25 protein-coding genes, 1 tRNA gene and 1 pseudogene are annotated in these 26,049 nt (G+C 62.1%); 17 read left to right on the top strand and 10 right to left on the bottom strand.

The window, feature by feature from the left end:
- Positions 1-23: 23 nt before the first annotated feature.
- The 5 genes from V1290_RS33435 to V1290_RS33415 all read left to right on the top strand — a co-directional run bounded on the left by V1290_RS33435 (position 24) and on the right by V1290_RS33415 (position 3,200).
- Entirely contained in the window at positions 24-755 is a 732-nt protein-coding gene (locus V1290_RS33435; RefSeq protein WP_334368297.1) for an SDR family oxidoreductase, read from the top strand.
- Positions 756-781: 26 nt separating this feature from the next.
- Positions 782-1,528 carry an SDR family NAD(P)-dependent oxidoreductase gene (locus V1290_RS33430; protein WP_334368296.1) on the top strand — a complete coding sequence of 249 codons (747 nt, stop codon included), beginning with the start codon at positions 782-784 and terminating at the stop codon, positions 1,526-1,528.
- A gap of 8 nt (positions 1,529-1,536) precedes the next feature.
- A complete protein-coding gene (locus tag V1290_RS33425; protein WP_334368295.1) occupies positions 1,537-1,926 on the top strand; it encodes a GFA family protein in 390 nt (129 codons plus the stop codon).
- 110 nt (positions 1,927-2,036) lie between these two features.
- Positions 2,037-2,717, top strand: coding sequence for a site-2 protease family protein (locus V1290_RS33420; RefSeq protein WP_334368294.1), 681 nt, complete (start codon positions 2,037-2,039; stop codon positions 2,715-2,717).
- 45 nt (positions 2,718-2,762) lie between these two features.
- Positions 2,763-3,200, top strand: a complete 438-nt coding sequence (locus V1290_RS33415) for a hypothetical protein (RefSeq protein WP_334368293.1) — start codon at positions 2,763-2,765, stop codon at positions 3,198-3,200.
- Between the two features lie 95 nt (positions 3,201-3,295).
- On the opposite strand, the gene V1290_RS33410 is transcribed toward V1290_RS33415, so the two are convergent.
- Positions 3,296-4,207: a helix-turn-helix domain-containing protein gene (locus V1290_RS33410; protein WP_334368292.1), complete on the bottom strand. Its 912-nt coding sequence runs from the start codon at positions 4,205-4,207 to the stop codon at positions 3,296-3,298.
- A gap of 188 nt (positions 4,208-4,395) precedes the next feature.
- On the opposite strand from V1290_RS33410, the gene V1290_RS33405 reads away from it, so the two are divergent.
- From V1290_RS33405 to V1290_RS33380, 6 genes are read left to right on the top strand one after another with little or no spacing between them, the layout of a single operon-like run.
- On the top strand, positions 4,396-5,619 hold the full coding sequence (locus tag V1290_RS33405; protein WP_442895095.1) for an amino acid ABC transporter substrate-binding protein: 1,224 nt from the start codon (positions 4,396-4,398) through the stop codon (positions 5,617-5,619).
- A gap of 30 nt (positions 5,620-5,649) precedes the next feature.
- Positions 5,650-6,519, top strand: a complete 870-nt coding sequence (locus tag V1290_RS33400) for a branched-chain amino acid ABC transporter permease (protein WP_334368290.1) — start codon at positions 5,650-5,652, stop codon at positions 6,517-6,519.
- On the top strand, positions 6,516-7,460 hold the full coding sequence (locus V1290_RS33395; protein WP_334368289.1) for a branched-chain amino acid ABC transporter permease: 945 nt from the start codon (positions 6,516-6,518) through the stop codon (positions 7,458-7,460). Before V1290_RS33400 ends, V1290_RS33395 begins: the two co-directional genes overlap by 4 nt.
- Positions 7,457-8,206: an ABC transporter ATP-binding protein gene (locus V1290_RS33390; protein ID WP_334368288.1), complete on the top strand. Its 750-nt coding sequence runs from the start codon at positions 7,457-7,459 to the stop codon at positions 8,204-8,206. Before V1290_RS33395 ends, V1290_RS33390 begins: the two co-directional genes overlap by 4 nt.
- On the top strand, positions 8,199-8,933 hold the full coding sequence (locus V1290_RS33385; RefSeq protein WP_334368287.1) for an ABC transporter ATP-binding protein: 735 nt from the start codon (positions 8,199-8,201) through the stop codon (positions 8,931-8,933). The genes V1290_RS33390 and V1290_RS33385 overlap by 8 nt, the downstream gene beginning before the upstream one ends.
- Before the next feature lie 24 nt (positions 8,934-8,957).
- The gene (locus tag V1290_RS33380; RefSeq protein WP_334368286.1) at positions 8,958-10,409 is read left to right on the top strand and encodes an aldehyde dehydrogenase; all 1,452 of its coding nucleotides are present in this window, start codon (positions 8,958-8,960) and stop codon (positions 10,407-10,409) included.
- Between the two features lie 23 nt (positions 10,410-10,432).
- Here V1290_RS33380 and V1290_RS33375 read toward each other — a convergent pair whose 3' ends face one another.
- From V1290_RS33375 to V1290_RS33360, 4 genes and pseudogenes are all read right to left on the bottom strand, one after another.
- Positions 10,433-11,224, bottom strand: a complete 792-nt coding sequence (locus V1290_RS33375; RefSeq protein ID WP_334368285.1) for an energy transducer TonB — start codon at positions 11,222-11,224, stop codon at positions 10,433-10,435.
- On the bottom strand, positions 11,221-11,688 hold the full coding sequence (gene exbD, locus V1290_RS33370; RefSeq protein ID WP_334368284.1) for a TonB system transport protein ExbD: 468 nt from the start codon (positions 11,686-11,688) through the stop codon (positions 11,221-11,223). The genes V1290_RS33375 and exbD overlap by 4 nt, the downstream gene beginning before the upstream one ends.
- 3 nt (positions 11,689-11,691) lie before the next feature.
- Positions 11,692-12,690 (bottom strand): tonB-system energizer ExbB, encoded by a 999-nt coding sequence (exbB, locus tag V1290_RS33365; RefSeq protein ID WP_334368283.1) that lies wholly within the window; start codon positions 12,688-12,690, stop codon positions 11,692-11,694.
- Between the two features lie 2 nt (positions 12,691-12,692).
- A pseudogene (locus tag V1290_RS33360) lies at positions 12,693-12,998 on the bottom strand (PKHD-type hydroxylase); the annotation flags it as partial.
- A 358-nt stretch (positions 12,999-13,356) separates the two neighbouring features.
- Between V1290_RS33360 and V1290_RS33355 the strand changes: the two are divergent.
- The 6 genes from V1290_RS33355 (at position 13,357) to V1290_RS33330 (ending at position 20,919) form a co-directional block, all read left to right on the top strand.
- Positions 13,357-14,526 carry an efflux RND transporter periplasmic adaptor subunit gene (locus V1290_RS33355; protein WP_334368282.1) on the top strand — a complete coding sequence of 390 codons (1,170 nt, stop codon included), beginning with the start codon at positions 13,357-13,359 and terminating at the stop codon, positions 14,524-14,526.
- Positions 14,523-17,666, top strand: a complete 3,144-nt coding sequence (locus V1290_RS33350) for a multidrug efflux RND transporter permease subunit (protein ID WP_334368281.1) — start codon at positions 14,523-14,525, stop codon at positions 17,664-17,666. Before V1290_RS33355 ends, V1290_RS33350 begins: the two co-directional genes overlap by 4 nt.
- Positions 17,667-17,726: 60 nt before the next feature.
- Positions 17,727-18,293, top strand: a complete 567-nt coding sequence (locus V1290_RS33345; RefSeq protein ID WP_442895032.1) for an invasion associated locus B family protein — start codon at positions 17,727-17,729, stop codon at positions 18,291-18,293.
- Between the two features lie 447 nt (positions 18,294-18,740).
- Positions 18,741-18,814, top strand: a tRNA-Gln gene (locus V1290_RS33340).
- A gap of 188 nt (positions 18,815-19,002) precedes the next feature.
- Positions 19,003-20,145 (top strand): three-Cys-motif partner protein TcmP, encoded by a 1,143-nt coding sequence (locus V1290_RS33335; protein WP_334368280.1) that lies wholly within the window; start codon positions 19,003-19,005, stop codon positions 20,143-20,145.
- A gap of 9 nt (positions 20,146-20,154) precedes the next feature.
- Positions 20,155-20,919, top strand: a complete 765-nt coding sequence (locus V1290_RS33330) for a DUF5131 family protein (RefSeq protein WP_334368279.1) — start codon at positions 20,155-20,157, stop codon at positions 20,917-20,919.
- A gap of 147 nt (positions 20,920-21,066) precedes the next feature.
- Here the strand turns inward: V1290_RS33330 and V1290_RS33325 are convergent, their stop codons facing one another.
- The 5 genes from V1290_RS33325 to V1290_RS33305 all read right to left on the bottom strand — a co-directional run bounded on the left by V1290_RS33325 (position 21,067) and on the right by V1290_RS33305 (position 26,012).
- Positions 21,067-21,294, bottom strand: coding sequence for a hypothetical protein (locus tag V1290_RS33325; RefSeq protein WP_334368278.1), 228 nt, complete (start codon positions 21,292-21,294; stop codon positions 21,067-21,069).
- 222 nt (positions 21,295-21,516) lie between these two features.
- The gene (locus V1290_RS33320; RefSeq protein ID WP_334368277.1) at positions 21,517-22,734 is read right to left on the bottom strand and encodes a transporter substrate-binding domain-containing protein; all 1,218 of its coding nucleotides are present in this window, start codon (positions 22,732-22,734) and stop codon (positions 21,517-21,519) included.
- A 549-nt stretch (positions 22,735-23,283) separates the two neighbouring features.
- A complete protein-coding gene (locus V1290_RS33315) occupies positions 23,284-24,492 on the bottom strand; it encodes a cytochrome P450 (protein ID WP_334368276.1) in 1,209 nt (402 codons plus the stop codon).
- Positions 24,493-24,626: 134 nt separating this feature from the next.
- Positions 24,627-25,493 (bottom strand): caspase family protein, encoded by an 867-nt coding sequence (locus tag V1290_RS33310; RefSeq protein ID WP_334368275.1) that lies wholly within the window; start codon positions 25,491-25,493, stop codon positions 24,627-24,629.
- Between the two features lie 63 nt (positions 25,494-25,556).
- Positions 25,557-26,012: a caspase family protein gene (locus V1290_RS33305; protein ID WP_334368274.1), complete on the bottom strand. Its 456-nt coding sequence runs from the start codon at positions 26,010-26,012 to the stop codon at positions 25,557-25,559.
- Positions 26,013-26,049: the final 37 nt, after the last annotated feature.

The following is a 26,049-nucleotide window of genomic DNA, read 5'->3' as shown; positions in this document are numbered from 1 at the left end:
AAGAACAAGAGGAAAAGAAAAACATGTCAGATCGACTGAAGGGAAAGCGCGCTGTTGTCACCGCCGCAGCGGCGGGCATCGGCCGGGCATGCGCAATAGCATTCGCGCGCGAAGGCGCCACGGTGATCGCCACCGACATCAATGAAAGCGGCATCGCCACCCTGGACAAGGAAGGCGTCGCCGAGACGGCACGACTTGACGTTCGCAGCACCGCCGAGGTCGACGCCTTCGCCAAGCGCATTGGAAAGATCGACATCCTGCTCAACGCGGCGGGCTTCGTGCACCACGGAACCATCCTGGACTGTTCGGAAGAGGACTGGGACTTCTCGTTCGACCTCAACGTCAAATCCATGCACCGGACCATCAAGGCGTTTCTGCCGGCGATGCTGGCGGGCGGAGGCGGCAGCATCGTCAACATCTCGTCTTGCGCGGCGTTGAGGCCACCGGCCAACCGTTATGTCTACAGTGCGTCCAAGGCGGCGGTTTCGTTGCTCACGCGCGCGGTTGCGCTCGACTTCATCACCCAGGGCATCCGCTGCAACAGCATCTGCCCCGGCACCGTGGAGACACCCTCGATGCTCGATCGCGCCGCGGCCGTCGGCCCGCAGGGCAAAGAGATGTTCATCGCCCGCCAGAAGATGGGGCGGCTGGGCACCGCAGAGGAAATCGCGGCCATGGCGATCTATCTTGCGAGCGACGAAGCCGCGTTCACCACTGGTGTCGACCTCGTCGTCGATGGCGGCTACATGCTCTGACGTCCACGCTGTCAAAGGCTTCCAGCATGAACAAGATCGATCTGAACGGCCGTTGCGCCGTCGTCACCGGCGGAGCGCAGGGTTTTGGGCGCGCGATCACCGAACGCTTCGTCGCATCGGGTGCGAAGGTCGCGATCTGGGATTTTGACCTGCCGCTCGCGGAAAGAACCGCGAAGGAAATCGGCCCGGCCGTATCCGCCTTCAAGGTCGATGTCTCTGACTTCGCCGCTGTCGAGAAGACCCGCGACGAAACGCTGACGGCGCTCGGCAGGATCGACATCCTCGTCAACAATGCCGGCATCGCCGGCGTCAACAAGACGGTCTGGGAGACCGACCTTGAGGAATGGCGCAAGGTGCTGCGCATCAATCTCGACGGCCCCTTCATCTGCTGCAAGGCGGTAGTGCCTGCGATGCTGCAGCAAAAATACGGCCGCATCGTCAACATCGCTTCCATCGCCGGCAAGGAAGGCAATCCCAACGCGGCGCATTATTCGGCCTCGAAGGCCGGCCTGATCGCGCTGACCAAGTCGCTCGGCAAGGAACTCGCGCAGCACGACATCCTCGTCAACGCGGTGACGCCGGCGGCGGCGAAAACCGCGATCCTCGACCAGCTCACCCAGCAGCATATCGATTTCATGCTGTCGAAGATTCCGAAGGGGCGCTTTGTGCTGGTGGAAGAACTCGCGGCGATGGTGGCGTGGCTGTCGTCGGAGGATTGCGCGTTCTCGACGGGCGCGGTGTTCGATATCTCGGGCGGCCGGGCGACGTACTAGGAGCGGCCATGACCAGAGAAGGCGGATGCCTGTGCGGCGCAGTCAGGTTCAAGACCGAGGGCGAGCCGCTCAACGTCCGCATCTGCCATTGCCGAAACTGCCAGAAGGCGATGGGCTCGCCGTTCTTTGCCCGTGCGCTGTTCGACCAGCGGGCACTCTCGGTCGAGGGCGAAACGGCGTGCTACCCGTCGTCGGAGGCGCTCGACCGGGTGTTCTGCAAGATTTGCGGCACCAGGCTGTTTTCTAGGCGAACCAACGGCACTGTGGTCGGCGTCGCGCTGGCGGCATTTGACGACCGCAACGCCTTTGCACCGACCGAGCACATCTGGGTCTCGGAAAAGATGGCCTGGGTTTGCCTCGACGACGGCCTGCCGCAATATCAAGAGACGGTTCCGTAGCCCGATGGAGCGCTAGCGCAATCCGGGATCGTTCGCATGCGGATGGACCGATCCCGGATTGCGCTTCGCTCGATCCGCGCTACGATGCCACGCAAAGCGAGGCAGATCGATTGAACATCTCACTCTACGGCATTTCGGTCTGGATTCTCCCGCTCCTGATCGCAATCACCTTCCACGAGGCCGCTCACGCCTTCGTGGCATACCGGCTCGGGGACAAGACCGCTTGGGAGCTCGGCCGGGTCAGCTTCAACCCCTTCAAGCATATCGATCCCTTCGGGACCGTCATACTCCCCGGCGTTCTGCTGCTATCGCATTCGCCGTTCCTGTTTGGCTATGCCAAGCCGGTCCCGGTGAATTTCCGGAACCTGAACCATCCCCGGCTCGACATGGTCTGGGTGGCGCTGGCCGGCCCCGCCACCAACATCGCCTTGGCGCTTGTCACGGCTTTGGCCTTCCACGCCCTGCCTCTAGTGCCGGCGGAAGCTGCCAAATGGACGGCGGACAACCTCAAAAACGCCTTCCTGATCAATATCGTGCTGGCGATTTTCAACATGATGCCGATCCCGCCGCTGGACGGTGGCCGGGTCGCCGTCGGACTCTTGCCGCGGGTGCTGGCTTACCCGCTGTCGCGGCTGGAACCGTATGGGATGCTGATTTTGATCGGCCTTCTGATCCTGCTTCCCATCATCGGCGCGCAGCTCGGCCTAAATCTTGATGTTATTTCGGCGATACTGCGGACACTGACCGGTTATGTGATCAGCGCGCTTCTCTTCATCACCGGCAACGCTTAAGCTTCAAATAGAAACGAACCCACAAGGGAAGAACCGACCCGGACCATGGCGACCAAAGCTGCCGATATGTTGATCGCACGACGCGCCGATACCCGCGCGAGGGCAGATTTTGCAACCTGGAAAATGCTGGCCAAGCTCAACGGCTTCACCGCCCTGCCCGCCGAGGCGCAAAACTTTCTTGAAGGCTACAGGCAGTTGCTCCTTGCGAGGATGACCGAGGCGGACGCTTCCGAGGCCACCATCCAGCTCATGTACAAGAGCTACTATGCGGAGATGGGCGGCTCCGGAACGCCACCCGAGATTCCTTCGCGCGCGAGCGAGCCGGCCACTGACAGCGGCAACGTCACCGCCTTCCGCCGTCCGGCCCCACGGCCAAAACAACAGGTCGCATCCGGCCAAGCGGCAAAGCCGCGGCTACCGGTGGCCCTGATTTTCATCTGCCTCGCCATCGTCTACGTCAGCATCCGCTACTTCTGGCGCTGAGCTTCGAACAAAATGATTGCGTCGGCCCCGCTGGATCGATGCGGCGACCATGGTGCCGAATCCACCCTCTCCCGCTCGGAAAGAGGGCGCGGCCTTCACGGCCACGCCGCGTAGGACGGACCGCTGCGTGCGTGCTCCAGTCGTATCTGCCGACGATAGCTGCCCGGTGATGCGCCGCAATACTTGCGGAAGAAGCGATTGAAATAAGCGGGATCGCGGAAACCCAGGCCATATCCGATCTGCTCGACCGGAAGATCGAGCTGCTGCAGACGCGTGCAGGCTTCGCGGACCAGGCGCTCGTGGATGATCGCGCGCGGGCCGCAATTTTTCTCCCGCTGGCAATGGGCGTGCAGCTTGTCGGACGTGACGCCGAGCGCGTCCGCATAGCGCGCCACCGGCCAGCCGTCGCGGTAATGCAGTTCGACCATTTGCAGGAAATTGCCGACCAGCGCCGGACCACCGCCACGCGCTGCAACCTCGTGACGCTCATCATGCGAGGCGCTGAGCCGGCAGAATTGCAGACACAGTAACAGCAGATGTGAGGCGATCAGCGTCGCGCCGCCAAAGCCGGGCGCGCGCAACTCCGCCGCGATCGCGCGGCAGGATTCGGCGATCGTGTCGATATGTGGAGAAAGCGTCTCGCCGGCAACCAGCGCAGCGCGCTCGGTGGTTCTGCGCAGATGCAACGCCTCGGCGCTGCCCGCGATAATCTTGATCAGGAAGGCATCGTCCACCGACAACAGGAAGCCACGCGCGCCGGGACCAACGTGCAGCGTTGCATCGGTGCTGCCCGGCAGCCAGAGCAGCGCCGGCGCTTCGAGCGCAACTCCAGTGCCGTGCCATGAAGCCCGGCCGCGGTCCGATTGCAGCAACAATAGATGCGCCCGGCGCTCCGCCTTCTGGCGGATGACCCACGATCGAGCCGCCAGGGCGGCCGAAAAAGCCTCCGCACGTACCGCCAGTGCGACGCCGACCGGCAGTCCGTTCAGCCCTGGTGATGCCGACATGCCCAAATCTCTTAAGTAATTCGCTCCTGAGACAATCCGCCGCCAGTGAAGCGGAAGGTTTGCCAGAAAAGTACAATCTTTCCCCGGTTTCGTCCAATTCCAAGCTTCCGGCAACCTCCCCTAACGTCAGGGCGATCATGAGCGCCAGTTCAATGGCGCCGGTCGACGCACCCTGGGAGGACAAGATGATGACATTCCTGACGCGGCGCACCGCCCTGCTGGCGGCCGCCACCTGCGCCGCTACGCTCGGTCTGACCGCCATCGCCGAGGCGCAAACCTCGATCAAGATCGGCTACGCGATTTCGCGCACCGGCCCTAACACCGGAGGCGCTGCGGTCACCACCATCCCCAACTACGAATTGTGGGTGAAGGAGGTGAATGCCGCCGGTGGCATCAAGCTCGGCGACAAGCGCGTCCCGATCGAGGTCGTGCATTATGACGACCGCTCCAACGCCGAAGAGGCGGTGCGCGCGCTCGAGCGGCTGATCAACCAGGACAAGGTCGATTTCATCCTGCCGCCATGGGGCACCGGCCTCAATCTGGCGGTTGGTCCGACGCTCAATCGCGAAGGCTATCCGCACCTCGCCGCCACAGCCGTGACCGACCGCGCCCCCGAACTCGCCAAGCGCTGGCCCAACAGTTTCTGGCTGCTCGGCACCAGCGCGGACGCCGCAAGATCGCTGGTCGAATTGCTGAACAAGTTGCGCGACGAAAAGAGGATCGGTGACACCGTGGCAATGGTCAGCATTGCCGACGGCTTCGGGATCGATCTGTCGTCGGCGGCGCGGCCGGCACTCACCAACGCGAAGTTCAAGCTCGCTTACGACAAGAGCTATCCGATCGGCACGCAGGATCTGGCACCGATCGTGAACGAGATCAAGGCGCTCAACCCGGATGTCTTCATTGCCTTCAGCTATCCGCCCGATACTCTGGCGCTGACCGAGCAATCGCGCATCGCAGGCCTCAATCCGAAGGTCTTCTATACCGGGGTCGGCACCGCCTTTCCGCTCTATCGGCAAAAATTCGGCAAGAACACCGAAGGCGTGATGGGCATCGGCGGCTGGAGCGGCGACAGTCCGGCGATCAAGGACTATCTCGCCCGCCACAAGGCCGCCGCCGCCAACGGGGCGGAGCCGGACCGCTGGGCGAGTGCAGTCACTTATGCCAGCCTGCAGATGCTGCAGCAGGCGATCGAGCGCGTCGGCAAGATCGACCGCGCCGCCGTGATCAAGGATCTGCAGACCGGCACGTTCGACACCGTGATCGGCAAGCTCAAGCTCGAGAACAACATGCCGACCCGTTACTGGTGGGTCGGCCAGTGGCAGGGCGGCGAGTTCTATGGCATCGCACCGGCGAAGAACGAAGGCGCGCGCGCCGCGATCGTTCCGAAGCCGGCGTGGGTGGCGCCGTAACGTCAAGATAGAGACGCGGCCAGCACGCCAATGACCAACGCCATTCTGATCGGCCTGATGCTGGGCGGCATGTATGCGCTCATCGCCATGGGGCTCACGCTCCAGTACGGCGTTGCGCGCATCATGAACCTCTCCTACGGCGAGTTCCTGATCGCCGCCGCCTTTGCATCGCACTGGCTGTTCACGGGCTGGGCGATCAGTCCGTTTGTCGGACTGGCGCTGGTCGTTCCCCTCGCCTTCGTGCTGAACTTTGCAATCTACAAATTGCTGCTGACGCCGTTGGTGCGACGCGCGCCCAACCGAGACGCGCTCGAGGTCGACAGCATTCTCGCAACCTTTGGCCTCACCTTCGTCATTCAGGGCTTGATGCTCGCCCTGTTCGGCGGCGCCTACTACAGCTATTCGTTCCTGGCCTTCCCGGTGCAGTTTCTCGGTGAGACGGTCGCAGCCAACCGCCTCGCCGCGCTCGGCATCACCATCCTGCTCGGTCTGGCGCTGTATGCCGCGCTGACGCGGACCCGCGCCGGCACGGCGGTACGCGCCGTCGCCGTCGATCCTTTCGCCGCCCAGCTTGTCGCCATCAACGTGCCGCAGGCCTCGGCCCTGACATTTGCATTGGGTGGCGCGCTGGTCGCCGCCGCCGGCGTGCTGGTCAGCACCTTTCTCACCTTCAGTGCGTCATCCGGCGTCGTCTTCACGATGAAGGCCTTGATCGTCGTCGTGATGGGCGGCGTCGGCAACATGCTGGGCTGCCTGGTCGCAGGCCTGGCGCTTGGTCTCAGCGAGGCGCTGGTTGCCTCCTATGTCGATCCCGGGCTCACGCTTGCAGTCAATTTCGCGCTGTTTCTCGCCGTGCTGCTGGTGAAGCCGGCCGGCCTGTTTGGCAGGGCGACGCGATGAGCGCGCGTATCGCCGGCTTCGGTGCCACAGCGCTCGCAGCGCTTGCGCTGCTGGCGCTCGTTCCGCGCCTCGGCAATGCCTACTACCTCGCGCTCGCCATCAGCCTTTTGCAATACACCGTGCTGGCGACGGCGTGGGGCATGTTCTCTGGGCCCACCCGCTACGTCTCATTGGCAACGACCGCCTTCTTTGGTGTCGGCGCCTATACCGTTGCCGTGCTCGGCGAGATCTTGCCATGGCCGCTCGTGCTGCTGATCGCAGCGGCGCTCGGCGCCATTGTGGCTGGCATCGTCGGGCTCTCGACGCTGCGACTGAGCGGCGTGTATTTCGTCATCTTCACCTTTGGACTGACCGAACTGATCCGCCAACTCGTGGTCTGGTTCGAGGTCAACAAGTCGCGCGTGCTCGGGCGCTATGTCTTCGTCAATATCACCCAAGCCGACATTTACTGGCAATTGCTGGCGCTGACCGCCGCGGTATTCCTGCTGGGCTGGCTGATCGCGCGCTCGCGCCTCGGCTTTGCGCTGCGGGTGATCGGCGAAGACGAGACCGTCGCAGAACATTGCGGGATCAATACTACTTTTGCCAAGGTCGCCCTGTTCACGATCAGCGCCACGGTCATGACGCTGGTCGGCGCGATCATGGCGCCGCGCTGGACCTATATCGAGCCGTCGATCGCCTTCAATTCGATGATCTCGTTTCAGGTGCTGATCATGGCGCTGCTTGGCGGCGCGCACCGGTTGTGGGGGCCGGTACTTGGCGCCGTGCCGCTGACGCTACTGTTCGAACTGCTGAGTGCGCGCTTTCCGAACACGTTCACGATCATCCTCGGCTGCATCTTCCTGCTGATCGTCTACATGCTGCCGAGGGGCGTCGCGGGATTGTTCGAAAAGCTGTCGACGACGGCGGGCGGCAAAGCCAGGCAACGGGTAACCGCATGAGCCAGGGCAGCGAAACACCCGTGCTGACGATCAGTAGGTTGCGGCGCGCGTTCGGCGGGCTCGTCGCGGTCAACGATCTCGACTTTACGGTCGCCCAAGGCGAAATCATGGGCCTGCTCGGCCCCAACGGGTCGGGCAAGACCACGGCGCTCAATCTGATCTCGGGCGTGCTGCGCCCCGATGCCGGCACCATCCGCCTGATGGGCCAGAACATCGCGGGCCTTGCGTCGTACCGGATCGCGCGGCTCGGCCTTTCCCGGACGTTCCAGCTCGTCCGCGTGCTCGACGGCATGGATTGCCGCGAGAACATCAAGGCGGGGTTGGCGTTCCAGAAACCGCATCTGCCCACCTCCGAGGCAGAACTGCGGATCGACACGCTGCTTGATCGCGTCGGTCTTGCCGGGCACGACCGGCGGCCCGCGGCGGACCTCACCTATATCGACCGCAAGCGCCTGGAGCTCGCACGCGCCCTCGCGGCAAAGCCGCGGCTATTGCTGCTCGACGAATGGCTCGCCGGCCTCAATCCATCCGAGCTTGCGATCGGCATCGACCTGATCCGATCATTGCGGGCTGACGGAATCACCATCGTGCTGGTCGAGCATGTGATGAGCGCGGTTCGCGCGCTGTGCGACCGCTGCATCGTCATGAGCAGCGGACGCAAGATCGCCGCAGGCGCCACCGCGGACGTGCTGAGCGATGCAGCGGTCGTGAAAGCCTATCTTGGCGGGGTAGCCGCCGATGCTTGAGGTCAAGAATCTCAGCCTCGCTTATGGCCTGCATCGGGCGCTCGACGGCGTCGCCCTCAGCGTCGGTCACCGTGAGATCGTAACGATCCTGGGCGCCAATGGCGCCGGCAAGACTTCGCTCCTGAAAGCCATCGCGGGCGTCGTGCGTACGCTTCCCGGCAAGCAGGTGAGCCTCGGCGGCCGCGATATCTCCGCGCTTGCCGCCCACGACATCGTCGAAAGCGGGCTGGCGCTGGTGCCGGAAGGCCGCGGCATCTTTGGCGACCTCACGGTGAAGGAAAACCTTCTGCTCGGCGCCAACCCGAAACGCGCCCGCGAGGGCGAAGCGGCGCGGCGCGAGCAGGTGCTTACGCTGTTTCCGCGCCTGCGCGAACGCGCCGCCCAGATCGCGCGCACCATGAGCGGCGGCGAACAGCAGATGCTCGCGATCGGCCGCGCGCTGATGTCCAATCCGGATATCCTGCTGCTCGACGAGCCGTCGCTCGGACTCTCGCCCGCCATGGTGCAGGAGTTGTTCGCCACGCTGCGGCAGGTGCGGGAGGGCGGCGTTGGATTGCTGCTCGTCGAACAGAACGCGCAGGAGAGCCTGCGGATCGCCGATCGCGGCTATGTGCTCGAGAACGGCGTCATCGTCGGACACGGAACTGCCGATCAACTGAAGTCCGATCCCGCCGTCCAGCGCGCCTATCTCGGCGGCGTTCCGCCGGCCACCGCATCATCATCGTAACGCCCTGCGTGAGGAGAGAAAGCCATGTATGAAATTTCGTTGCTGCTCGAGAGCAAGGATGTCCCGGCATCGAACGGCGCAACCTTCGATCGTCTCAACCCGGTCACCGGCGACCTCGCAAGCCGCGCCGCGGCAGCCCAGATCGCGGATGCGAAGCGCGCGGCCGACACTGCCGCCGCCGCTTTCCCCGCATGGTCCGCTACCGGTCCGAACGCGAGACGCGCGATCCTGTTGAAGGCTGCCGATCTCCTGGCATCGAAGGCACCCCAGTTCATCGAGTTGATGGCGGCGGAGACCGGCGCGACAGCCGGCTGGGCCGGCTTCAATGTTCACTTGGCCGCCGGCATGCTGCGCGAAGCGGCGGCCATCACCACGCAGATTTCGGGCGAAGTCATCCCCTCCGACAAGCCGGGCTGTATCGCGATGGCCGTGCGCCAGCCCGCCGGCGTGGTGTTGAGCATGGCGCCGTGGAACGCGCCGGTCATTCTCGGCGTTCGCGCCATCGCGCTGCCGCTCGCCTGCGGCAACACCGTGGTGCTGAAGGCCTCCGAAATCTGCCCGGGCACCCACCGGCTGATCGCCGAATGCCTGCGCGATGCCGGACTGCCGCCGGGCGTCCTCAACGTCATCACAAACGCGCCGGAAGATGCCCCTGCCCTGATCGAAATGCTGATCGGCCATCCAGCCGTGCGGCGCGTCAATTTTACCGGCTCGACGCGCGTCGGCCGCATCATCGCGCAGGTGGCGGCAAAGTACCTCAAGCCTGCCCTGCTCGAACTCGGCGGCAAGGCGCCGATGATCGTGCTCGACGATGCCGACATCGACGCCGCCGTAGCCGCCGCAGCGTTCGGCGCCTTCATGAACCAGGGCCAGATTTGCATGTCGACCGAGCGCCTCGTCGTCGACGAGAAGATTGCCGACGCCTTCGTAACGAAGCTCGCGGCGAAGGCCGGATCGCTCGTCGCCGGCGATCCGCGCAAGGGTAACGCGCCGCTGGGATCGCTGATCGGCACCGATGCCGCGGCCCGCATTCAGGCCCTGATCAACGACGCCGTCAGCAAAGGCGCCAAGGTGGTCGCAGGCGGGCGCAGCGAGGGCACGCTGATGTCGGCGACGGTGATCGACGGCGTCAACTCGTCGATGCGGATCTACGGCGAGGAGTCATTCGGCCCGGTGGTCTGCGTCGTGCGCGTCAACGGCGCGGACGAAGCCGTTCGCGTCGCCAATGACACTGAATACGGGCTATCGGCAGCGGTATTCGGACGCGACATCGCGCGCGCGTTCGAGGTCGCCAAGCGCATCGATTCCGGCATCTGCCACGTCAACGGGCCCACCGTTCACGACGAGGCGCAGATGCCATTCGGCGGCGTCAAGGCGTCGGGCTATGGCCGCTTCGGCGGCAAGGCCGGCATCGCCGAATTCACCGAGTTGCGCTGGATCACGATCGAGACGGGACCGCAGCATTATCCGATCTAACGCTATGGCAGGAATGCGGGGCGTCAGCTCTTGTTCTTGACGCGGAAGATCACCGGCAGCGTGAATGTCAGGCCTTCGTCGGCAATGATGGGTGGCGGCATCGGCACCGGATCCGAGCGGCGCACCATTGCCAGCGCCGCCTCGTCGAAGGCCGGATCGCCTGACCCCTTCTCGATATCGGTCGAGAGCACGCGGCCCATGCGGTCGAGCGTGAAGCGAATCTGGATCTCGGCGGACTTTTGCTGCCGTTCCTTCGGGTAGCGCTTGTGCTTGTCGAGATGCGCGACCAGCTCCTTTTGCCAGGTCGCGCGCACGCGTCGTGCGCTCTCGCCGGTGCCGATCACCGGTGCGATGGAACGCTGCCCTTCCGGAATGGCCTCTGAACTCGGCGTCGCGGTCGCCTCGGAGGCAACCGACTCGGTCGACGCCTGCGTCTGCACCGCCGCGATCTTCGGATCGTCCTCTTTTGGCTTCTTCGACTCGTTCTCCGTCACCACCCGGTCGGCCTCCTCAGGCTCCGTCGGCTTGTCCTGCGGCAGCTCGGTTTCCTTGACCTCGGCCTTCTGCTCGGCGAGCTGCGGCGACGCCGCGGAAGCATCGGTATCCGGACCCGGCGGCAGATCGGTCACCTCGCGGTGAACGGAGGCCATTTCGAGCCCGATCTCGATTGCCGACGCGCCGAGGGCGTCATCGGCTTCTTCGGTCTGCAAATGCGCGATCGCCAGCGCCGCGCCGCCAATGTGGAGCGCGAGCGCAATCACCGCGGCAGAAATCCAGAGCCGCCGCGAAGGCTTTTGCTCGTCGAGGCCGGTCAAGGCTTTGCCGGCGCCGCTTGCGCCGCCGCTGCTTCGGGAACGCCTTCGAGCGCCACCAGCTTGATTTTGGAATAGCCGCCGGCGCGCAGGATTTCGAGCACGTCCATCAATTCGCCATAGGGCACGGCGCGGTCAGCGCGCAGGAAGACGTGGCGCTCCTTGCTGCTGTCCGGCATCGCATCGAGCGAGCGCACCAGGTCGACGCGCTTGACCATATCCTCACCGATCGCAACCGAGAGATCCGGCTTGATGCTGACATAGGTCGGCTTGTCCGGCTTCTTCTGTGGGGTTGCGGTCGACGTCGGCAAATCGACCGGCAGGTCGACGGTCGACAAGGGCGCTGCGACCATGAAGATGATCAGGAGGACGAGAATGACGTCGATGAACGGCGTGACGTTGATCTCGTGCGATTCCGCGAAATCGCTGTCGTCATCGAGGTCGTGTTCTGCGATTGACGCGCCCATCGCCTACTCCGCCGCCGCCGCGCGCGAATGCGAACTGCCGTGCGAGCTGATGTGCGTGCGGTCGAGATCGCGCGACAGCAGCCGTCCCGCGGCGCCCGATGCTCGGCTGACCAGTTCCATGTAGCCCTTGGTCACCCGCGAAAAGTGATTGTAGATGATGACGGCCGGGATCGCGGCGACCAGACCGATGGCGGTGGCGAGCAGCGCCTCGGCGATGCCGGGCGCCACCACGGCGAGGTTCGTGGTCTGCGATTTCGAAATGCCGATAAAACTGTTCATGATGCCCCAGACCGTGCCGAACAGGCCGACAAAGGGCGACGTCGCGCCGATGGTCGCCAACAGCCCCATGCCGAGCCGGATCCGACGCGCCTCGGCGCGCACGATTTCCGAAAAGCTCGACGCGGCGCGCTCCTTGATGCCGGCGTCGCTCGAGATGCCCGCCGATAGCCGCGCCTCGCGCATCGCTGCCGCGAGGAAGGACGACAGTACGCTGCCCTTGGCGCCCAGCGCGAATTGCGCTTCCGCCAGCGACCTCGCGTCGGCGATCTTGGCGAGCGCCCTGCGCAGCTTGCGCTGAACGACCGCCAATTCGAACATCTTCGCGATGAAGACGGTCCAAGTCACTAGCGAGGCAAAGGCGAGACCGATCATCACGGCCTTCACCACAACGTCGGCATCCTTGTACATGGACCACGGCGACAATTCGCGCGGCGCAACCGTCGTTGCCTTCAACGAGGTGCCTTCTCGCCCGGCCGGCGCGGCGGTCGCGTCTGAGCTTGCGGTTGGTGCAACCGGCGCGGCGGCTGCCGTCGGCTGAGCCGGCTGGGTTGCCTGGACCGGCGCCGCTGGGGCTTGCGAAACCGCGGGCGCCTGTTGAACCGGGGACGCAGGCGGCGCTGCGGGTGCGACATTCTGCTGGGCCCAGGATGGCGCCGCCAGCGACAGCATGGCCAGCGCCGAGATCACAGCCAATGTCGTCGCGCGAGAAAGAGACATATTCATACTTAGGCCCAGTAGCGGATATGGTTATGATAGATACCGGTCAATTTGACCGTTTCACGGTCGTCTCGCCCAGGCCGCTCCACCAGGGCCGGGATCGAATATCGAGATCGAAGATCGGGCTGCGGGCGTAGCCATCCCGTATCATGCTCTGCAGCCAGAAAAAAGCGCCCCCGCATACCTCGTGTGACCGGCGTGACCAGATGCAAACGAGACGCAGGATAACGCACGAACTCCCCGGCCGCGAGCTTGATTTCGTGGGAACCTCAGGGGTTCTCCGCCACCAGCTCACCGCCATCATATTCCTCCGGTCCGACAGGACATGCCGCTGACGAAATTCAGTTCGCGGCAGCCGACGTGCGGCGGACAATCCTGCGCCGTAGGTACCCAGCGAAAATTTTGCGGTCAACGCGGTTGGGGCAAGACGTTGCTTGAATCCATCCAGATCAAAACGATTCTAATTTGCGGTCCGTTCGACAGCCATGAATGAGATTGCGAGCCACGCCGTCGTCATGCCGATCCTCACGCGTGCGCTGCCGCAACCTTTCCAATTGTTTAGGATTCTCAAGCGCTCGTGCATGTACGCCCCGAGGGCGCCGAGACAATATCTGTCTCCGCAGGGAACCGTTCTGGATGCCATTGCCTGTTTTCCGAAACACGTAGGTCGGCATGTCGAGATCACGCACCATCCGTTGGGTCTTGTTGGTCGCAGCGATTGCCGGGCTGGGCTATTTGGGCTGGCAGCGATTCCACGGCGAGGAACACCCGGCGCAGGCTGACGGGAAGCGCGCGCCGGCCCGCACCGCCGTCCCCGTCAAGACCGCCCCGGTCGAGAAGGCCGATTTTCCGGTCTATCTGACCGGGCTTGGCACCGTGCAAGGTTTCAACACCGTCGTAGTGCGCAGCCGCGTCGACGGCCAGATCAATCGAATTGCGTTTCAGGAAGGCCAGTTCGTCAAGGAGGGCGATACCCTGGCCGAGATCGATCCGCGGCCGTTCCAGGCCGTGCTCGATCAGGCCAAGGCCAAGAAGGCGCAGGACGCAGCCAATCTTGCCAATGCCAGTCTCGACCTGCAGCGCTCTACCAGGCTCGGCGAATTCGCGACCCGGCAACAGACCGACACCCAGCGCTCGACCGTCGCGCAGTTGACGGCGCAGGTTGAGGCCGACACGGCAGCGATCTCCAACGCCCAAACCCAGCTTGATTACGCCACCGTCAAGGCACCGATTTCCGGTATCGCCGGGCTGCGCCAGGTCGATGTCGGCAATATCGTCAACGCCGCAACCCAGACCGGCATCGTCACCATTGCCCAGATCGAGCCGATCGCGGTGATCTTTACCGCGCCGGAAGACCAGTTGCCGGATATCAGGGCGGCGCTAGCCACCGCTCCCCCGAAAGTCATCGCGCTCTCCACGGACGGCAAGCGGGAGCTGTCCACCGGCACGCTTTCGCTGATCAACAACCAGGTCGACACGTCGAGCGGGACGATCAGGCTCAAGGCGGTATTCGACAACAAGGATCACGCGCTGTGGCCCGGCCAGTCGGTTTCGACGCGGCTGCTCGTTGCGACGCTGAAAAACGCCACCGTGATTCCGGATGACGCCGTTCAGCATGGCGCCGATGGTCTCTACGCCTACGCGGTCAACCAGGACAACAAGGCCGAGCTCCGCAAGATCAAGGTGACGCGCTCGATCGATGGCCGCTCGGTAGTCGATGAGGGACTTTCGCTCGGCGAGCAGGTGATCACGGCAGGTCAATTCAAGGTTCAGCCCGGCTCGCTCGTGACCACAGCGATCGCCAGTTCCGATCCGGCCCAAGCCAAGGTTGCCCAGGAATGAGCGGCGGAATCTCCGCGCCCTTCATTCGCTACCCGATCGGCACCTCGCTGATGATGGCGGGCATCATGTTCGTCGGCCTCGTCGCCTACCCGCTGTTGCCCGTCGCCCCCCTGCCGCAAGTCGACTTCCCGACCATCCAGGTCACCGCCAACCTGCCGGGCGGCAGCCCGGAAACCATGGCCTCGTCGGTGGCGCAACCGCTTGAGCGCCAGTTCGCGCAGATTCCGGGCGTCGCGCAGATGACGTCTACGAGCTATCTCGGTACGACCGCAGTCAACATCCAGTTCGATCTCAACCGCTCGATCGACGCGGCCGCCAACGACGTGCAGGCCGCGATCAATGCGGCCAGCGGCCAGTTGCCGAAAAACCTCCCCTCGCCCCCGATCTATCGCAAGGTCAACCCGGCGGATTCGCCGATCCTGATCATGGCGGCGACTTCGGACACACTGCCGCTCACGACCGTCAGCGACTCCGTGGACGCCCAGCTCGCGCAGCAGATCAGCCAGATCTCAGGCGTCGCCCAGGTCATCATCGGCGGCCAGCAGAAGCCGGCTATCCGCATTCAGATCGACCCGGCGAAACTCGTCGCCAAGGGCCTGTCACTGGAGGACGTGCGCAGCCAGATCGCGATCACGACCGTTGACAGCCCCAAGGGCAATATCGACGGCGAGCGGCGTGCTTACACCATCTACGCCAATGATCAGCTAACGGATTCCAAGGACTGGAACGACGTCATTATCGCCTATCGCAATGGCGGTCCGTTGCGGATCCGCGATATCGGCCAGGCCGTCACCGGCCCGGAGGACGCCAAGCAGGCGGCCTGGGCCAACGGCAAGCGCGGCGTATTCCTGGTGATATTCAAGCAGCCCGGCGCCAACGTCATCGAGACCGTCGACCAGATCAAGGGGACGCTGCCCCGGCTGCTCGCTGCGCTCCCACCAGCTATCAAGGTCGAGGTGATGAGTGATCGCACCACGACGATCCGTGCCGCGGTCGAGGACGTCCAATTCACCATGCTGCTCACGATCGCGCTGGTCGTGATGGTGATATTCATCTTCCTGCGCAATTTCTGGGCGACGGTAATCCCGGCGGTGACGGTGCCATTGGCGCTGCTTGGCGCCTGCGCGCTGATGTGGGTGTGCGGCTATTCGCTCGACAATCTCTCGCTGATGGCGCTCACCATTGCCGTCGGCTTCGTGGTCGACGACGCCATCGTGATGCTGGAGAACATTACGCGATACATCGAGCAAGGCGAAAAACCGCTGGCCGCTGCCTTCAAGGGCGCCAGCGAAATCGGCTTCACGATCGTGTCGATCAGCATCTCGCTGATCGCGGTGCTGATCCCGCTACTGCTGATGGGCGGCATCATCGGCCGGCTGTTCCGCGAATTCGCGGTGGTCCTCGCAATGACCATCTTCGTGTCGATGATCGTGTCGCTGACGCTGACGCCGATGATGGCCTCGCGCTTCCTGCGCGCGCATGGCGAGGTCAGACACGGCCGGTTCTATCAACGGAGCGAGCGCGCCTTCGATGCGATGCTGCACTTCTACGAGCGCGGCCTCGATCTCGCGCTGCGCTGGAAGTTGACGACCCTGATGATCTTCTTCGCCACGCTCGGTCTGTCGGTCTATCTGTTCGTGATCATCCCGAAGGGCTTCTTCCCGCAGCAGGACAATGGCCTGATCACCGCCACGTCGGAAGCCAGCCAGGACATCTCATTCGCCGACATGAAGCGTCGTCAGGAGCAACTCGGAAGGATCGTGCAGGCCGACCCTGATGTGGCCTCGGTCGCGATGGCGATCGGCGGCACCGGACGTGCTGGCAATAACGGCAATCTCTACATCACGCTGAAGCCGCGCGACGAGCGCAAGGCATCCGCGCAGCAGATCATCGCGCGCCTGCGTCCGCAGCTCGAGAAAGTCGATGGCGCCCGTCTCTATATGCAGGCGGCCCAGGACGTTCGCCTCGGCGGCCGGCCGACGCGAACCCAGTTCGAATTCACGCTGCAGGACGCCAATTTGGCCGAGCTGAACGAATGGGCGCCCAAAATCCTGGCCAAGATGCAGACGCTGCCGCAGCTTCGCGATGTTGCGACCGACCAGCAGACCAACGGCACCACGCTCGAGCTGAAAATCAACCGCGACACCGCCGCGCGCTACGGCATCCAGCCGCAACTGATCGACGACACGCTGTATGACGCGTTCGGCCAGCGCCAGGTGACGCAGTACTTTACGCAGCTCAACACCTACAAGGTGGTGCTCGAAGTGCTGCCGGAATTGCAGGGCAGCCTCGACACCCTGAACAAGATCTACCTGAAATCGCCAATCACCGGCGACCAGGTGCCACTTTCGACCTTTGCCACCTGGACCAGCGTGCCGGTGCGGCCGCTGTCGATCAGCCATCAGGGCCAATTCCCGGCAACCACGATCAGCTTCAATCTCGCGCAGGGCGTGGCACTGGGCCAGGCCACCAACGCGATTCAACAAGCGATGGTCGAACTCGGCGCGCCGACGACGCTCAATTCGAGCTTCCAGGGCACGGCGCAGGCATTCCAGCAATCGCTCGGCACGGTGCCGCTGTTGATTCTCGCAGCGCTCGTGGTGGTGTACCTGATCCTCGGCATTCTCTACGAAAGCTACATCCACCCGCTCACGATTCTATCCACGCTGCCGTCCGCGGGCGTCGGTGCGCTCGCCATCCTGATGCTGTTCGGATTCGATTTCAGCCTGATTGCCCTGATCGGCATCGTGCTTCTGATCGGCATCGTGAAGAAGAACGGCATCATGATGGTCGATTTTGCGATCACCGCCGAACGCGACGAGCGTCTGGAGCCGGAGGCCGCGATCCGCAAGGCGGCGCTATTGCGATTTCGCCCGATCATGATGACGACGATGGCGGCGATGCTCGGCGGGGTGCCGCTGATGCTCGGCACCGGCACGGGATCGGAAATTCGCCAGCCGCTCGGCTATGCCATGGTCGGCGGCCTGCTCGTCAGCCAGGCGCTGACGCTGTTCACGACGCCGGTAGTCTATCTCTATCTCGACCGGCTTTCGAACGCGTTTGCCCGCTGGAGCCGTTCGACCGGTTCGCACCATGAGCATCCGGACGCACACGGCCCGGTCAAGCAAGCGGCCGAATGACTTGACTTTGCCCGGCAACCGACACATCCGGAGGTAGTGTTTCACTTCGGAGCTGGTTCATTGAAAATTTCAATCAAATTAGCGGTTGTTGCCGCGGCGCTATTCGGCATGTGCGGCCATGGCCAAGCCCAGGCGCTCAAGACCAAGAATGCTGCGCCCGCGGCGCAGGCAACGCCAGCTCCCGCCGCCGGCCCGGCCGAGGGCGCCAATACGCCTGCGCCTCCCGGCTGGGTTGCACGGTGCAGCAGCGCCAGCCGCGGCGCGCCACTCGAATGCGCGATCGAGCAAAGCGCCGTCCTGACCAAGACCGGTCAGTTGATCGTGCTGATCAATATCCGCGTATCGGCCGAAACCCGCACACCGGTCGGCATCGTGCAGTTGCCGCTCGGGCTCAACCTGCCGGCCGGAGCCAAGCTTCAGGTCGACGACGGCATGACGTCCGACCTGCAGGTTCAGACCTGCGAGGCACGCGGCTGCTACGCCAACATCCAGATTTCGCCTGACATGCTGGCCGCGTTGAAATCCGGCAAACAGTTGAAGGTCTCGTTCCAGAATATGGCCAAGGAAACGATTACGATTCCGATGCCGCTGGCAGATTTCGCCGCGGCATATGAGAAGATTAAGTAAAGGCAGGCTTGTCGCGACGGCGTCGCCCCACACAATATCGTCATTCCCCCCACCAAGCGCGGACTCCAGTACGCCGCGGCCTATCGATAGCTACTGCTGTCTCTGGGATACTGGATCGCCCGCATGCTGTTTAGCGCGGGCGATGATAGCTAGGATTGGCGCCTACTGCGGCGCTATCTCCGCCGAACCTACGCCGTCGCCATCCAGCTTCTGGTCGGCATGCATGCCGACCGTCACCTTCAGCAACCGCCCGGTGAATTCGAACGGCAACAAGTACCGCCCCGCGGCACCCTGCAATTCGTTGGAAAATGCCCCTCCTTCCACGCTTGCCAAGGCCCGGATCGAGCGAGTAGAACGGCGCACCAGCGAAAGCGGCGATTTGCAAGATCCCGCTCCAGCCGATTGCCCGGACATCCGTGTAAGGCATTGATGTCACTCAGCAATTCTTGGGGAATGGTGTAACGGTAGCACAACAGACTCTGACTCTGTTTGTCTTGGTTCGAATCCAGGTTCCCCAGCCATTGAAATCACTGAAGAATTTGGCGTTTCAATCCGCCCGGAAGTTTGTTGCGCCTGTTGCGCAAAATTCCTCAACAATTCCAGTGACTCCCCTCCACTCCCGGCTAGTCGGCGCGACAATGAAACGCGACACAACTAGACAGAACAAACAGGGAACGATATATTCAGTCGAACTACCGGAGTTGCGTGTATGATCACTTCGAATCTACTCGAAGCTGTGCAGGTGGCTCAGGTGGCGAACGATAAATTTTTTGATGAGCAACTGGATCAATCGGAAACCAAGGCGCGGATAATCCAAAAGTACTTTTACACTTGGGCCAAAGTCGTCGGACCAACCGCGAAGGCTCGGGACGGCAAGATAGCATACATTGATCTCTTTGCCGGACCTGGGCGTTACAAGGATGGCGCTGCTTCAACACCTTTGCTTGTTCTGGAACACGCAATAAACGACACAACCCTATGCGGGATGCTGGTGACGCTTTTTAACGATGCAGATGCAAATCATTCGTCGACGCTGCAGACGGAAATAGACAAGCTACCGGGGATAGAGAAGCTAAAATTTCGTCCGCAAGTCAATTGCAATGAGGTCGGCAAAGACGCCGAGAAGTTTTTCAATGAAACGCGTCTCATCCCCTCGTTCACTTTCTTTGACCCTTTTGGTTACAAAGGCCTTTCCCTCAAGATCGTGAACGGAGTGATCAAAGACTGGGGATGCGATTGCGTATTCTTCTTCAATTACGGTCGCATCAATGCCGGCATCTCCAATCCGAAAGTCGAAGACCATATGGATGCGTTGTTTGGTGAACAGCGCGCGCTGAGCCTTCGGGAAACTTTAAAAGGAAAGTCGCCGGACGATCGCGAAACCCTGATCTTGGAAGAGCTTTCGCAAGCAATAAAGGAAATGGGTGGAACCTTTGTTCTGCCGTTTCGATTCAAGAGGGGCAAGCGCACCAGTCACAGCATCGTTTTTGTGTCGAAGCACTTTCGAGGCTATGAGATAATGAAAGACATTATGGCGCGCGAAAGTTCAACAGAAGATCAAGGGGTTGCCTCATTTGCGTACTCGCCCGCGGACGCGTCGACGCCTCTCCTATTCTCGCTTACCCAGCCGTTTGACAAGCTGCTGACGGACCTGCCCACGGTGTATTCTGGCGAGACTTTGACCATGCGGCAGATTTACGAGGACCACTCGGTTGATACGCCCTATCTAGCCCGAAACTACAAGCAGGCGCTGCGGGAATTGGAAGTTAAAGGCAAAATAACCGCTGATCCGCCAAAATCAAAACGTCCAGGCAACAGCTTCGCCGACCACGTCAAAGTAACTTTCAAGTAGGAATCCACAATGGCCAGCAATTCACCGATAGAATGGACTGAGGCAACGTGGAATCCGGTCGGAGGATGTACCATCCTATCGCCCGGCTGTACGAACTGCTATGCGATGCGTCTTGCTCGTCGATTGGAGGCTATGGGCCAATCAAAATACGCGGGCACCACACGCGTGTCTGGAGGACGTGCAAAGTGGAATGGCAAGATCGTGCTGGATGAAGCGGCGCTCGGCATTCCGCTGAAATGGAAAAATCCAAAGATCATTTTCGTCAACTCGATGTCGGACCTGTTTCATGAAAAGGTCCCTTTTGATTTTATCGAGCGAGTGTTCGACGTAATGCGGCGAGCGCGCCATCACACCTTCCAAGTTTTGACCAAACGCGCGGATCGTCTTGCAGACGTCGCAGATACGTTGCCATGGCCGAACAATGTTTGGATGGGCGTTAGCGTCGAAAGCGATGCCTATATCGGCAGAATTGATCACCTACGGAGCACACCAGCTTATATTAAGTTTCTCAGTCTGGAACCGTTGCTCGGACCACTCGATGACCTTGATCTGAACGGAATTGATTGGGCAATTGCCGGTGGTGAAAGCGGCCCCGCCGCTCGCCCAATGGATCCCGATTGGGTACGGTCTATCCGCGATCAATGCGTCGACGCTGGCGTCGCCTTCCACTTCAAACAATGGGGCGGAGTTCAAAAAAAACAAACCGGTCGGGTGCTTGACGGTCGAACATGGGACGAACTACCAACTGCGAAGCGCTTCATGGTTATGGCCTAAATCACCAGCGGCTCAATGATCCCCGGCCGCGGTCCCGACGTCGCCCACCATATGCCATAGCTCACGGCCAGCACGATATCGTCGTGCTTCCCTGCCCTCGCCGACCATGTATTGGCGCCGCTCGCGGTGACGTGCCGCTGGAAGTTCTTACAATTCCTCGCGCAACGTTTCCGCTTCCGACAACTCCGCCGCTACATGCAATTCCTTGGCATGCATGGCGGCTTCCAAGCGTGAAATGAGGATGGTCTTAGCGACGCGGTGGATCTGCCCTTCCTGAGTTTCCTCCGCGCCGGCCGTGAGCCGTGGGCACATGTCGGACGTCACCCGGACCTTTTCGAAGTCGGAATCGGGATCGGTCCACCTTTCGTAAACCATCCGCGCTTCGCGGCGCCCGTGGTCAGGCCAATCAATTAGCCACAGGGGTGCACCGCGATGGACCGTCGAGTTGATCGTGTACCACATTCGTGGACCACGCTCACCTATCTCGCCGGTTGGGCAGCCTCAACGGCCGTTCATGCATGCGACTGCTCCGGTCGGATAAAGCCCCCGCGGAAGTTGAGAGACCACAGAAAGCCGATCGGATCGCAACTGGGCACCTTAGGGAGATCGCGCATTTCCAAGGGTTTGGAATAGCGTTTGTCGCCACCAATCGCTTTCGATCTGATCGAGCACGGCGAGATCGAGCATGGGCCGCAATGTGCTGCCTTTCGGCAGCACGATCGCATAGCTCTCGCTGCTGAAGCTGGTGTCGACAACACGAACCGAGGCCGAGAAGTCTTTCCGTGCGACCCAGGTCAGAAGCGGCTTGTCATGGACGAAGGCATCGATCGTGCCACGGCTCAATGCAGATAGGCCGCTTTGAAGGTCTGGAAACGCTCGAAAGGAAAGCTGCTGACGAGTGAGGTAGTCGGTCGTAGCAGAGTTGGCGACGGCGCCGACGCGCACGGATCGCAGGTCGTTGAAACCGTGAACGGCACCTTCGAGCCCTCGGCGCGTGAGCGTGGAGGTGATGCCTGCGGTGAACACGGCTATGGCGATAACGGAAGCGATCATCCACCCGGTTGCGACGATCCGCCCCGGAAGCGTTGCTGGCGCATTCTGGGCGGCGCCTGCCTGTGTCATGGCAATGGTCGACCACCAAAAGCTGGAGCCGAGCCCCTTGGCTCCCCCGCCGAAATGTTCCGTTTTCCGGCGTTCCAACAGCCAAATAAGGAAGCCGACCGCCATCGCAAAACAAAGCAGTACCGTGACAGCCTGGAAGAACCCGAAGGAAAGAAGCGCCCTCCCGATCGACACCCAGGCACTTTCATGGATCGGCACCGCAATCCCGAGTCCGGTGTTGTAGAAGGGTTGGGTAAAATCGACGCTGCGTGCGCGCGCAGCGGTCACAGTTACCGCTGCGACACCAGCGTCGAGGGTGCCCTTCGCGATTTCATCCAGCAGATCCTGCACGTTCTGGGTCTCGACCAGGCGAAAGCGTAGATGCGCTCCAGCAGCGATCTTTCTCCAGAGTTCGATGCTGATACCGCTCCAATTCCCGTCCGGCTGCTTCATCGCGAAGGGCGGCGCTTCCTTGGTCGCCACTACCAACTCTCTGTCAGGGATTGTGCCTTGGGCTCGAACCGCGCCGCAGCCGAGTGCAAGCGCCGCCAGCAACAGAAGGCATAGCAGGACCGGTCGAAGTGACGAGATCGCTGGTTCGCCTTGCGAGCCCCGATCTCGCTGCTCAAAACGTCTAACGGATTCTTGAGCGATATCCAGCCGGTCAGATGCGTCGTAGTGCGAGACTGCAGGAGATTCCTCGAACGAACTCATAGCGGACCTCAATTATCGAGATCGAGCGACGAAAGCATTGCTATTTGGCGGCATTTCGTCTGCTGGCAGGGCGCCGACCAGCTAGCCCATTGTGGAACCTGCACGGCGGCACCTCCGGGACTCTACGTAGGGGCTCGCCCTTAAGGCATAGAGCGAAATTGCCGAGTTTGTTTGTTGTGTTTACCGTTAGGCCATCCATCGCTCAGGAGATGGCCCATGCACACCAACCCGTTACTGAAGGTAGGTCATCCGCTTCCCTCAGGCATGCGGTCCACCAATCCGTGGAGTTTGATCATGGCAATTTGCCACGATGCTAACCCCAATCCTCCCCGTCCTCCTTCCGGCCATGAGCATGAGAAAGCGATGCCATGGCTTCACGACGAAACGCCATTTGCCTGCGAGTTCTGCGGCGATCTCGTTACACTTGAGAGGGCGAGGCTGCGGGACGATGTCAGAGGCTCCCGATAAGGCTTGAAACGGCTTGCTCAAACTTCAAGAGTAAGCGAAGTCGCGCATACCCCTGAGTGACGGGATCTCCAACCGCAGTGCTCACCCGGCAGCCACCACCGGCAACTCCGCAATCATGCGGATGCCCGGTCGTCTGCGCCAATGAATTTGTGACGGGTCAACCGCCAGCTTCAGGTCGGGCCAGCGTGTGAACAGTGCCTGCAGCGCGCAGATTCCTTCGATCCGTGCGAGCTGGTGGCCGAGGCAGAAATGAATTCCGGTCCCGAACGCGAGATGCCGGTTCGGCCGCCGCTCGAGATCGAGGCGTTCTGGGTGCGCGTTCGCCTGCGGGTCCAGATTGGCCGCGACGATCATCGCCATCACCCGGTCGCCCTTCTTCAATTTCACGCCTTCGAGATCGACATCCCGGCGCACATAGCGCGGCTTTGAGAATTGCACCGGCGAGACGAAGCGCAGGAATTCCTCGACGGCGAGCCCCGCGCGGCTCCAGTCGGCGGCCAGCCAATCGCGGCGTGCCGGATCCTTCAACAGTTCGAAAACCGATCCGCTGATCAGATGTGTCGTCGTCTCGGAGCCGGCGCCGAGCAGCAGAAACATCATGGAGACCATTTCGTCCGGCGTGATGCGCCCGCCCTCCTTTTCGACGCGTAGCAACTCGGCGATCAATCCTTCGCCGCCTTCCTCGCGAGCCGCCTGAAGACGTTCCTGCAGGTAGCGGCGCATCTTGAAGAGCCCGCCGATCAGCCGCAGAAAGCCGAAGGCATTGGTGAGATGCGCCACCGAATTGGCCCAGGCGATGAACTTCGGCCGGTCCGCCGGCGGCAGGCCGAGCAGCTCACAAATCACCGCAAGCGGCAGCATCCGCGCATAACGCTGCACGACGTCGGCCGGGCTACCGGCCGCAAACAATTCGTCGGCGAGGCGATCGGCGATGGCGCGGATGTGAGGTTCCATATCGAGCACGGCGCGGCGGCGGAACGCCTCGTCGACGATGTCGCGCAGCCGCGTGTGGTCCGGCTCATCCATCGTCAGCATATTGTTGGCGACTGCGCCGACCATTCTCGGCATCCACCAGGGTAGCCCGACCAACGCCCCGCCCTCCTTGCGCAGCGTAAACGTGGTGCTGTCCTTCAGCACATGCGCTGCCGCCTCGTAGGTCGTGGTGACCCAGACCCGGCCTATGATCGGGAACCGCGTGAAGACGACAGGAGCGGAAGATCGCAGCAACGCCACGCCTGCCCCGGGATCGCGAAAAAACGCTTCGCTGGTGAAATCGAACCGCGGTGCCATCAGCGAATCCTGGGCCGTTGCACTGACACCAACATGGTGCGCGGCGCCGCGAGCGCAAGGCTCCGTCGAGAGCGGCTCGTTCTTGGGATCGGAACGCGCAAGCCGTCCGCAAGATTCCCGATACGAAGTCCCGATTATTTCTTTCGCTTCTTCTTGGGTGTGCTGGCCGTCTTCCTGGCAACGTGCAGGTCAAACGGCGTCTGCGCGATGAACTCCGGGTTGCTCTTGCCCACCAGCGATAATTTCGGCGTCTGGTCAGGCGGCATCTTCGACCCGATCGCCGTGTGAAAACGTCGGTACGATCCGCTGAACGTCCCACCGTTCCATACGATCTTCAACGTTCCGGTAAACAGGCCGTTGAACGTCCCGTCCAGCGAAAGCTGGTTGTCCTGACAGCCTGAAATCAACAGCACCGACGCCTTTACGCCGCCGAGCGTCTCCGCCAGATTGCGTTTTTCGAGAATTGGATTGTAAAAATCCTTGTGGTTTTGGTAAACGCGCAACGCTACTTCGTTCGGCATGGCGCGGTATACGGGTGGCGGTCCCGACCTCGCCATGGCGGCATAGTGCACGGCCTTGCTGACGCTGCCGCTGTGACAACTGTCCGAGAGCAGCAATATCCGTACGCCTGACGCGAACGCCCTCCACGCCGAGTAGAGTTCGTCGTCGATCAACTGACCGTCGTACAGGCACCACGTCTCATCCTGACCGTCCGGCTCGTCGGCGTTGAGGTCCGGCGTCTGCCCGCCATGTCCGGAATATGTCAGAAAGAAAAAATCGCCCGATTTGAGACTCTTGGCTGCATCAGCGATGCCATCCAGCACCGCCTTGCGCGTCGCCTTCTTGGTAAGCAGTTTCTCAGTGGCAAATCCTTGCGATCCGGCAAGGTCTGCCATGTCGTTGGCGTCGGCCTCACAAGCGTTGAGCGGGCCGCTCCAGCCCTCGTAGTGCTGCGGGTCCACCGAGTTCAGCCCGATATGTAGCGAAATCCCTTTGGTCATAACCAATCCTCCATGCGAAATGATGATCGCCGAGCTGGCACCTCCGGCGCCTCGAATGAACGACTATCGACGTGACCCGGTTACGCGCTTTTTCCTTTTCCCGCTCCGGCGCCTCGTCTTGCCTGCTTTCGCTTTGCCGGTCCGTGCTGCTCCTGTCTCGGCTCCGGCGCCTGTCGCGGCAGCAGCCTTGCCCCGATCACCCCACGGCAACGGGTGTTTGAGGATATCCTTCTGTCCGACTAGGTTCGGCGTCTGGTTATACTTCAGCCGATGCAGCTTCTTGGTTACGAGATCATTGAGCTCGTGAAAGGAAAGATTGGCGCCTCGATCGCGGTGTTCGCGCAGCACCTTCGCCATGCAATAGGTGTACGCGCCGTAAGACGTCGCGCCATCCCTGTACTCGTAGGAAAACTCCTGCTCCTGGCAGGCCTCGAGCAGAATCGGCAGATAGGGCCCGGAATGCTCAAGCTCCCTGCGCGTCCTGTCATATTCATCGTTAGGCTTGGTGCGAAGCGTCATCGCCCGCCCCAACCTTCGCGTCGCGCCGTTGCGACCC

Source organism: Bradyrhizobium sp. AZCC 1578, from assembly GCF_036924675.1.
Taxonomy (GTDB): Bacteria; Pseudomonadota; Alphaproteobacteria; order Rhizobiales; family Xanthobacteraceae; genus Bradyrhizobium.
The sequence above is the reverse complement of the archived record's forward strand: the minus strand, read 5'-3'. Positions and strand labels throughout refer to the sequence as shown.

Coding starts and splice junctions, on each gene's coding strand:
- V1290_RS33435 (WP_334368297.1), top strand. CDS start 24: ATGTCAGATCGACTGAAGGGAAAGCGCGCTGTTGTCACCGCCGCAGCG.
- V1290_RS33430 (WP_334368296.1), top strand. CDS start 782: ATGAACAAGATCGATCTGAACGGCCGTTGCGCCGTCGTCACCGGCGGA.
- V1290_RS33425 (WP_334368295.1), top strand. CDS start 1,537: ATGACCAGAGAAGGCGGATGCCTGTGCGGCGCAGTCAGGTTCAAGACC.
- V1290_RS33415 (WP_334368293.1), top strand. CDS start 2,763: ATGGCGACCAAAGCTGCCGATATGTTGATCGCACGACGCGCCGATACC.
- V1290_RS33410 (WP_334368292.1), bottom strand. CDS start 4,207: ATGTCGGCATCACCAGGGCTGAACGGACTGCCGGTCGGCGTCGCACTG.
- V1290_RS33405 (WP_442895095.1), top strand. CDS start 4,396: ATGACATTCCTGACGCGGCGCACCGCCCTGCTGGCGGCCGCCACCTGC.
- V1290_RS33400 (WP_334368290.1), top strand. CDS start 5,650: ATGACCAACGCCATTCTGATCGGCCTGATGCTGGGCGGCATGTATGCG.
- V1290_RS33395 (WP_334368289.1), top strand. CDS start 6,516: ATGAGCGCGCGTATCGCCGGCTTCGGTGCCACAGCGCTCGCAGCGCTT.
- V1290_RS33390 (WP_334368288.1), top strand. CDS start 7,457: ATGAGCCAGGGCAGCGAAACACCCGTGCTGACGATCAGTAGGTTGCGG.
- V1290_RS33385 (WP_334368287.1), top strand. CDS start 8,199: ATGCTTGAGGTCAAGAATCTCAGCCTCGCTTATGGCCTGCATCGGGCG.
- V1290_RS33380 (WP_334368286.1), top strand. CDS start 8,958: ATGTATGAAATTTCGTTGCTGCTCGAGAGCAAGGATGTCCCGGCATCG.
- exbD (WP_334368284.1), bottom strand. CDS start 11,688: ATGGGCGCGTCAATCGCAGAACACGACCTCGATGACGACAGCGATTTC.
- exbB (WP_334368283.1), bottom strand. CDS start 12,690: ATGAATATGTCTCTTTCTCGCGCGACGACATTGGCTGTGATCTCGGCG.
- V1290_RS33355 (WP_334368282.1), top strand. CDS start 13,357: ATGTCGAGATCACGCACCATCCGTTGGGTCTTGTTGGTCGCAGCGATT.
- V1290_RS33350 (WP_334368281.1), top strand. CDS start 14,523: ATGAGCGGCGGAATCTCCGCGCCCTTCATTCGCTACCCGATCGGCACC.
- V1290_RS33335 (WP_334368280.1), top strand. CDS start 19,003: ATGATCACTTCGAATCTACTCGAAGCTGTGCAGGTGGCTCAGGTGGCG.
- V1290_RS33330 (WP_334368279.1), top strand. CDS start 20,155: ATGGCCAGCAATTCACCGATAGAATGGACTGAGGCAACGTGGAATCCG.
- V1290_RS33325 (WP_334368278.1), bottom strand. CDS start 21,294: ATGGTTTACGAAAGGTGGACCGATCCCGATTCCGACTTCGAAAAGGTC.
- V1290_RS33320 (WP_334368277.1), bottom strand. CDS start 22,734: ATGAGTTCGTTCGAGGAATCTCCTGCAGTCTCGCACTACGACGCATCT.
- V1290_RS33315 (WP_334368276.1), bottom strand. CDS start 24,492: ATGGCACCGCGGTTCGATTTCACCAGCGAAGCGTTTTTTCGCGATCCC.
- V1290_RS33310 (WP_334368275.1), bottom strand. CDS start 25,493: ATGACCAAAGGGATTTCGCTACATATCGGGCTGAACTCGGTGGACCCG.
- V1290_RS33305 (WP_334368274.1), bottom strand. CDS start 26,012: ATGACGCTTCGCACCAAGCCTAACGATGAATATGACAGGACGCGCAGG.